Raw genomic sequence first — 6,493 nt, 5'->3', positions numbered from 1 at the left:
TTGCTGAGAAGCTATTTATCGACTTGCAGAAAACAATATGTATCTGCAAGCCTAGCCCTTGAGTTATTATTCAAAAATCAGCTGCCTGATATATTCATTTCAGATGAGGCTGAATAGTTACCTTTTTTTTAACAGTGGCTCTAAAACTTTTGCCAGCCAGCGAGTTGAAGGCTTCCTATCTATTTGTAAATAGTTTTGAATCTGATTGCTAGATTTAATAGTGATATTATTAAAAAGTCGCCAATAAAAGTAAAAGGTAAACCACATTAATGCAATAAATAAGATTGGTAGTAACAGCTTTATACACAGTAAATGCGTATTGTTGATGTATAAAAAAGAATGCTCATTGGAGGCAAAGCCTAAGTAATATAAGCTTAAAGCTATGTATATAAAAGACAAAACCAATATAGACTTAGGGTTTACCCATTTTCCTCGCGTCAATCGAGTTGATAATAAGGCATTGTCGTGTTTATCTGAGTATTGAGCAGAGAATTGAATAGAAAGCGGAATACCAATAGCCACAAAACCTGCGATTATTGTGTATGTATGGCCGATAATAGAATGAAATTCTGATATAAAGTTTATTAGATAGGACAAACTAAGGCCTTGTTCATAAATTACTCCTTTAAATTACTAATTCTATTAAATTTTAATACTATGTATTAAAAGTTTATAAACTTTAAGTCGCAAACCTCAAATTTTTTGAGGAGCATCGATCTAAAAATCTGCGATGATCTGACCATTCGGATTCATTTTATTTATGTAACTATCCTTCTTTGTCTTATTGGTTAGTTTGATGAGCTTTTAAGCTTTTTGATTAATTCAAGCTTCTTATCTGTATCTAATTTTGATATTTCAATTGCTAGCTCTGCTGTTGTTTCATCTTCACAGAAAAAATAGTTCAATGGAACATTTAGTTCATCGGCGATCTTTTTTAGGGTTGCTAAGTCTGGAATGTGGCGGCCCTTTTCATAGTGGTTCATGCGACCACTCGCTGAGTTTTCATCCATACCGATAAGTATCCCCAGCTGCTTTTGAGTAATACCTGAATTAGCACGGGCCTGTTTGAGTCTAATTGGAATTGGATTTTGGAACACAGAAGCATCATTTTTCAGTCTCTAATAGCTTAGATTGTCTAAGTTTTACAATAGTTTGTACACTTAGGAATCCTAAGTCTGATTTTGGGTATGTTCTTAAAATCACTCTTAAACATAAAACTTAGTATTTCTAAGTTTTGCATTGTTCTATATACTTAGCAACCCTAAGTTTTCTTAATTGTTGTAGTATAAGAAATGCCCCACGTTATCAAATTAAACCAACACATTTATTCCCTTTTGATCGAAAAAGAGTGCAATGGCTTTACAATTGTCGAGCTCAGGGATGAGTTATTAACCGTAACTGATACATATCAAGATATAGATGAGGCACGTAAATTCATTTATAGACAAACGACAGCTCTTGAGCGGAAGGAACTCCTAAATTCAAAAGGAAGTGGCCGCCATAAAAAATATTTTAAAACTGAGCTGTTTAATAACGTTACGTTTGTGGCGAAACAGGTTGTAATTGAACAAGAAAAATCAATTAGCAGTAATACTGATAATCAAGCATCACCGCTTGTTGAAACCTTATTAAATGAAAAGAAACAGTTTGAGGCTGAGCTTGCAATTTTATTAGGGGAAGTTGATGAATATAAAGCTCTACAAAAGCGATTCCCTGAGCACCTTAGCTTGTTCTACTCTGCATTAGATGATGCTAAAAATAATTCAGCTAAGTTATTAGGAAAAGTTAACGCTTTAACTACTGTATTGGCCTCTTTGGATAATGGTGCACGGCAATGTTGAGAAGTTGGCAAAAAGAATGTGTTGAATTAGCGGTAAAGAAATACGCTGTTAGTGATAAGCACTTTCTATGTCAGGCTACTCCTGGTGCTGGTAAAACAATAATGGCAGCATCATTGGCCAAAACGTTATTTGATAAAAAAATGATAGACAGAGTGATCTGCTTTTCACCATCGGTTGAAGTGGCTAATAATATCAAAAGAACATTTGGAAAAATAATTGGGTGTTCGTTTGATGGCTCATTTACGGCTATAGGTGCCTCGATGACTTATCAAAGTTTATGCTCCATTCCTCAAAGTACCTGGGATGGGCTAAGTAAATACCGTACATTTTTTATTTTTGATGAAATACACCATTGCTCGTTCTCGCAAGATAAATCTAAAATCAATACGTGGGGTGAGAGAGTTGTTTTTCATTTACAGGATATTGCAACATATACACTTGCGCTATCAGGCACTCCTTGGCGCTCAGACGCTCTTCCTATTGCTTTAGTTAACTATTCTGACCCAGAAGGTGAGTTGATATGCGACTATCAATACAGCTTGAGTCAAGCTATTAGAGATAACGTGTGTAGGGAGCCAAAAATAGTCTTAGTTGATAGCAATAGTATTTCGGATGGTCACGAAACATATGGATCTATAGCTGAATTTGTTAAGCAAACTCACTCAACGTACCAAGAGGTGCTTAATAATGACTCTGCACTTAGATATTTATTGAAGTTAGCCGTATTAAAATTGTCGGAAATAAGAGCTTCAAACTCGGCTGCCGGCGGTCTAGTTGTCGCGTCTTCAGTTAAGCACGCTGAAATGATAAACAGTCTATTAATTGAAGAATTTAATCAAACGTCAACCATAGTTACTTACTTACACGATAATTCAACACAAAAGATCAACACATTTAAGTCATCTACTGAACAGTGGATAGTTAGTGTTGGTATGATTAGTGAAGGAACCGATATACCTAGGTTACAAGTTTGTTGTCATTTAAGTTCTATAAAAACAGAGTTGTACTTTAGGCAAGTTCTAGGGCGCATCCTTAGGTCTGGTAAAGGTAAAATTGAATTCGCTTGGTTATTCACATTTGCAGAAACAAGCTTAGTTGAGTTTGCTGAGCGTATTAATATTGATATACCAGATAGTTGCTCTTATGTTGAGATGGAATGTGAGACAATTTTGGTGAGAGAAGATATATTTAGACCTGTGACATCGGCAAAGATAAACAGGGATAATAAGTCAAAAGAGAGCCTTGATAAACTCGTTCTTGGGGGCCTAACTTCAGAACGCGGTATAGCTTATGATGAGCTGCTTTCAGGTTGTTCATTGAGCAGTATACAAATTAAATCACTTAGAACTCGAGTTATAGAAGCATTTTTATAGTTCCATAAATGAGTCATATTCTGTTTATATTATCTACTCTTAGTACATAAATAAGACCAGCATTTATTCGATTCTACTAAGTAATAGGAAATTTTTTAGAGATAAGTATCGAAGTTATTGCTTCTGCTACATCCTTAATTTCACCATATCATTAATTTCAGTAACAACTTTCAGGGTATTAAATTTATTCCAAATTTGTTAACGATGAATGCAAATATTCCAAAGAGAAAACAAGTTATTAAGGCGCTAAGGCCGAGTGACGGCCAAAAACCAAATCGATGCAGTAATGATGGAAATATTAAAAACATCGGTAAGGTAGGCACGACATACCAAAAGGTGTACCAAGCATGGTTCGCAATTTTCTCCATTGGTTGTTTTTCAACGTACAACCAAATCATTGCTAGAATAGTCACTAATGGAAGTGCCACAATTAAAGCGCCAAGTTTATCGCTGCGTTTTGCGAGCTCTGAAGCCGCCACTATAATTGCTGCAGTCACTAAGTATTTAAAAATTATCCAACCCATATTTTACTCTCTTTTATAAATAAAAAATAAAAACCGATTGCCAGTCGGTTTTTATTCTGCCACTATATCTTTACGTTGTTAAGAGGTATTTAACTATGCAGTTAGGTGAATTAGAAAAATTAGTACTTCAATACTTGTGGTCTTATAAAGAAGCTGATGCAAAGCATGTACACAGTCGTTTAGGTGAAACACGTGGTTGCTCCCTTAATACTATTCAAAGCACCCTTGAGAGACTTTATAAAAAAGGCCTTCTTAGCAGAGCTAAGCAGGGTCATGCTTATAATTACCGCACTAAAGTTGATCGTAACTCGCTTATAGCTACTTTAATAAATGATATTACGGCTGACTTTGTTGAAGAAGGTGAAAACAGTTTAATTGCTGCATTTTCTTCTACTTCGACTAACTTTAATGATACACAGTTAGATGAGCTCGAAAAGCTTATAGAGCAACAGCGAAAACTACGAAGCGGAAAAGTGTAACTATGATTGTTGGAAATTGGGCCTTTTTTTTAAATTTAACAAGTGCAGCGGTAACCGCTTTTATCTGTGTGGTCGTATTGATTTCTTTCTTTCACACATCGCTTTGTAAAAAACTCGCCGTTTTCCAACTTACTACACGTAAGTATATACTTTGGTTAACTATTAGCAGCCCTTGGTGGATCTCATTATTGTCTACGCTTGTCTTTTTTCTGGCGCAGCAAAATCCAATGTCTAATTGGTGGCAAGGAGTAGCTCACTGGCATCACCTTGAGGTTTTCTCTGTATATAGTTGGCATTCTGTATTGCTTATAACGACTGTTTGTTTGATGGTAAGCGCTAGCGTACATACATTTTTTAGCCTTAATAGGCATCGTACAGCAATGAGCAGCCTATTCGCTTTATCAAACACTCAACCTCACAGGGATTATCCAAACCAGTCCGTGTACGTTATTGAACATCACTTACCTGAGGCGTTTACTGTAGGTTTTTTCAATCCAAAAGTTTATATAACCAGTGGTTTAGAAGCACTCGATGAAAAAACAGTACAAATAGTGGTACAGCATGAATTAGCACATTTAAAAGCCCGAGATCCGCTTTTTAAAACTTTGTTTAGTTTATTTAGTTGGTGTTTTCCTTCGCCAACGCGCGCGGCGTTACAGCAATCTTATACGGCTTTAACTGAGCAAATTGCTGATGTCGGTGCCACACAGTATTTTGATGGTTTAGATGTGGCTCAAGCGCTTATTAATGTTGCTCGATTTCAACGACAACAACGTATCACTAATGACAATATTTTTACGAGTCATTTTAGTAATGAGCAAATAACTCAGCGTATACAAACATTGTTAACGCCAATTCCTACTACGCCTAAACCACTTTTAATTGTCACGTTGTTTAGCTTTATGGCTATCGCTTTATTCACACTGTCGACTGTCGATAGTGTTCATCACCTTATAGAAACTTTTTTCATCCACTAAGTAAGGATTAAAATGAAATTTTTCAGTCGTCATTTCACCCACAAAAAACCGATCGCCAGTCGGTTTTTTGTGGGCTTATTTATATCTTTCTCAGCACTACCATGTTTTGCAAGTTCTGAGACTTATCAAACATTAAACCTAAAGCAAGCAATCTCATTCACACTTGCTAACAACCCGCAACTACAGGGCTACTTTTACCGAGACAAAGCGCAGCAAGGTAAGATAAAACAAGCAAATATAGGCCAAAGAGCGCAAGTAGGCTTAATGGTTGAAGATGCTTTTGGGACAGGTGAGCATAGCGGTTTGCAAAATATGCAATCAACCTTAACTTTTTCTTGGCTGATGCAACAAGAGCAAATTGATAGTCGCGTAAAAGCAAGCCAGTCTGAACTTGAGCAGATACGTATAGAGAAACAAATTCTTGCACTTGATTTAGCTGCGATGACCGCGAAGCTATTTATTCAACTACTGGTGAAAGAAGAGGCGCTAAAGCTCAATAAAATGGCTGTAAGGCAAGCTAATGAGGTTATAAATGCAATTGATGAACGGGTTCGTATAGGTAAGTCATTATCAATTGATAAATACTTAGCCGAGGCTGAATTAATTAATCAAGAATTACTCCTCGAAGATCTTGAGCATGAAATAGCCAGTGGAAAATATCAGCTTTCTGCCTTGTGGGCAGAGCCTCGCACTGACTTTACACTTGCAGGTAACTTATTGCAGTTACCTAAAGTTGTAGATTTTCAGTCACAGTTCGAGCGCTTTAAAAATGCGCCCCGTTTGATGCAATTAGCAAGCAAAAAGCGTATTGCACAATCACACATTGAATTAGCTCTAATTGAAGCAAAACCACAATGGCAATTTACAACAGGCTTACGTCGTTATGAATCAACGGATGACTATGGGCTCGTAGCTGGTGTTTCTATTCCGTGGGGTGCATCTGACAGCAATGCAGGAACGGTCGCAAAGTTACGTGCCGAGCAGGATATATTAACAGCGCAAGCAAAGAGCTTAACTCAACAAGCCAATAGTCAGCTTTATGTTCTACTTCAAGAAATTAAACATTCCGGTCATGTTATCACTACCTCGAAAAACAAAATTATACCCACTCTTGAAACCGCGCTTACGCAAGCCAAGCAAGCATTCAACGTTGGAAAGTTGAACTACAACCAATGGAACAGCGTGCGTCAGGCGCAACTAACCGCGCAATCAGAACTACTTAGTGCTTATGAAAGCTTACATTTACAGCATATTGAAATTCAGCGTCTTACTGGCGCATCGATAGAACAATGAGACTAT

Annotated in this window: 8 protein-coding genes; 5 read left to right on the top strand and 3 right to left on the bottom strand. The window is 36.8% G+C overall.

The window, feature by feature from the left end; translation table 11 throughout:
• Window positions 1-117: 117 nt before the first annotated feature.
• Both I6E78_RS16855 and I6E78_RS16850 read right to left on the bottom strand, forming a co-directional pair.
• Window positions 118-522, bottom strand: a complete 405-nt coding sequence (locus tag I6E78_RS16855; RefSeq protein WP_197182949.1) for a hypothetical protein — start codon at window positions 520-522, stop codon at window positions 118-120.
• Between the two features lie 266 nt (window positions 523-788).
• Window positions 789-1,097, bottom strand: a complete 309-nt coding sequence (locus I6E78_RS16850; RefSeq protein ID WP_197182948.1) for a helix-turn-helix domain-containing protein — start codon at window positions 1,095-1,097, stop codon at window positions 789-791.
• A 195-nt stretch (window positions 1,098-1,292) separates the two neighbouring features.
• On the opposite strand from I6E78_RS16850, the gene I6E78_RS16845 reads away from it, so the two are divergent.
• On the top strand, window positions 1,293-1,841 hold the full coding sequence (locus I6E78_RS16845; protein ID WP_197182947.1) for a hypothetical protein: 549 nt from the start codon (window positions 1,293-1,295) through the stop codon (window positions 1,839-1,841).
• Window positions 1,835-3,214: a DEAD/DEAH box helicase gene (locus tag I6E78_RS16840; protein WP_145238656.1), complete on the top strand. Its 1,380-nt coding sequence runs from the start codon at window positions 1,835-1,837 to the stop codon at window positions 3,212-3,214. The genes I6E78_RS16845 and I6E78_RS16840 overlap by 7 nt, the downstream gene beginning before the upstream one ends.
• 170 nt (window positions 3,215-3,384) lie before the next feature.
• Here I6E78_RS16840 and I6E78_RS16835 read toward each other — a convergent pair whose 3' ends face one another.
• Window positions 3,385-3,738, bottom strand: coding sequence for a DUF3147 family protein (locus I6E78_RS16835; RefSeq protein WP_145238658.1), 354 nt, complete (start codon window positions 3,736-3,738; stop codon window positions 3,385-3,387).
• Window positions 3,739-3,833: 95 nt separating this feature from the next.
• Here I6E78_RS16835 and I6E78_RS16830 point away from each other — a divergent pair, with 95 nt between their 5' ends.
• The 3 genes from I6E78_RS16830 to I6E78_RS16820 all read left to right on the top strand — a co-directional run bounded on the left by I6E78_RS16830 (window position 3,834) and on the right by I6E78_RS16820 (window position 6,487).
• Complete coding sequence (locus I6E78_RS16830) at window positions 3,834-4,217, top strand: BlaI/MecI/CopY family transcriptional regulator (protein ID WP_145238661.1); 384 nt, start codon at window positions 3,834-3,836, stop codon at window positions 4,215-4,217.
• A 380-nt stretch (window positions 4,218-4,597) separates the two neighbouring features.
• A complete protein-coding gene (locus I6E78_RS18735; RefSeq protein ID WP_231618027.1) occupies window positions 4,598-5,194 on the top strand; it encodes a M56 family metallopeptidase in 597 nt (198 codons plus the stop codon).
• A 12-nt stretch (window positions 5,195-5,206) separates the two neighbouring features.
• Complete coding sequence (locus I6E78_RS16820; protein ID WP_145238667.1) at window positions 5,207-6,487, top strand: TolC family protein; 1,281 nt, start codon at window positions 5,207-5,209, stop codon at window positions 6,485-6,487.
• The last annotated feature ends 6 nt before the right edge of the window (window positions 6,488-6,493 follow it).

Origin of the sequence: Pseudoalteromonas sp. NZS127 (assembly GCF_015864805.1) — a bacterium.
Taxonomy (GTDB): domain Bacteria; phylum Pseudomonadota; class Gammaproteobacteria; order Enterobacterales; family Alteromonadaceae; genus Pseudoalteromonas; species Pseudoalteromonas nigrifaciens.
This window is presented reverse-complemented; position numbering and strand designations above follow the sequence as displayed.

Bases quoted from the DNA above. Each gene is read 5' to 3' on its own strand.
- I6E78_RS16845 (WP_197182947.1), top strand. From the start codon at position 1,293: ATGCCCCACGTTATCAAATTAAACCAACACATTTATTCCCTTTTGATC.
- I6E78_RS16840 (WP_145238656.1), top strand. From the start codon at position 1,835: ATGTTGAGAAGTTGGCAAAAAGAATGTGTTGAATTAGCGGTAAAGAAA.
- I6E78_RS16835 (WP_145238658.1), bottom strand. From the start codon at position 3,738: ATGGGTTGGATAATTTTTAAATACTTAGTGACTGCAGCAATTATAGTG.
- I6E78_RS16830 (WP_145238661.1), top strand. From the start codon at position 3,834: ATGCAGTTAGGTGAATTAGAAAAATTAGTACTTCAATACTTGTGGTCT.
- I6E78_RS18735 (WP_231618027.1), top strand. From the start codon at position 4,598: ATGAGCAGCCTATTCGCTTTATCAAACACTCAACCTCACAGGGATTAT.
- I6E78_RS16820 (WP_145238667.1), top strand. From the start codon at position 5,207: ATGAAATTTTTCAGTCGTCATTTCACCCACAAAAAACCGATCGCCAGT.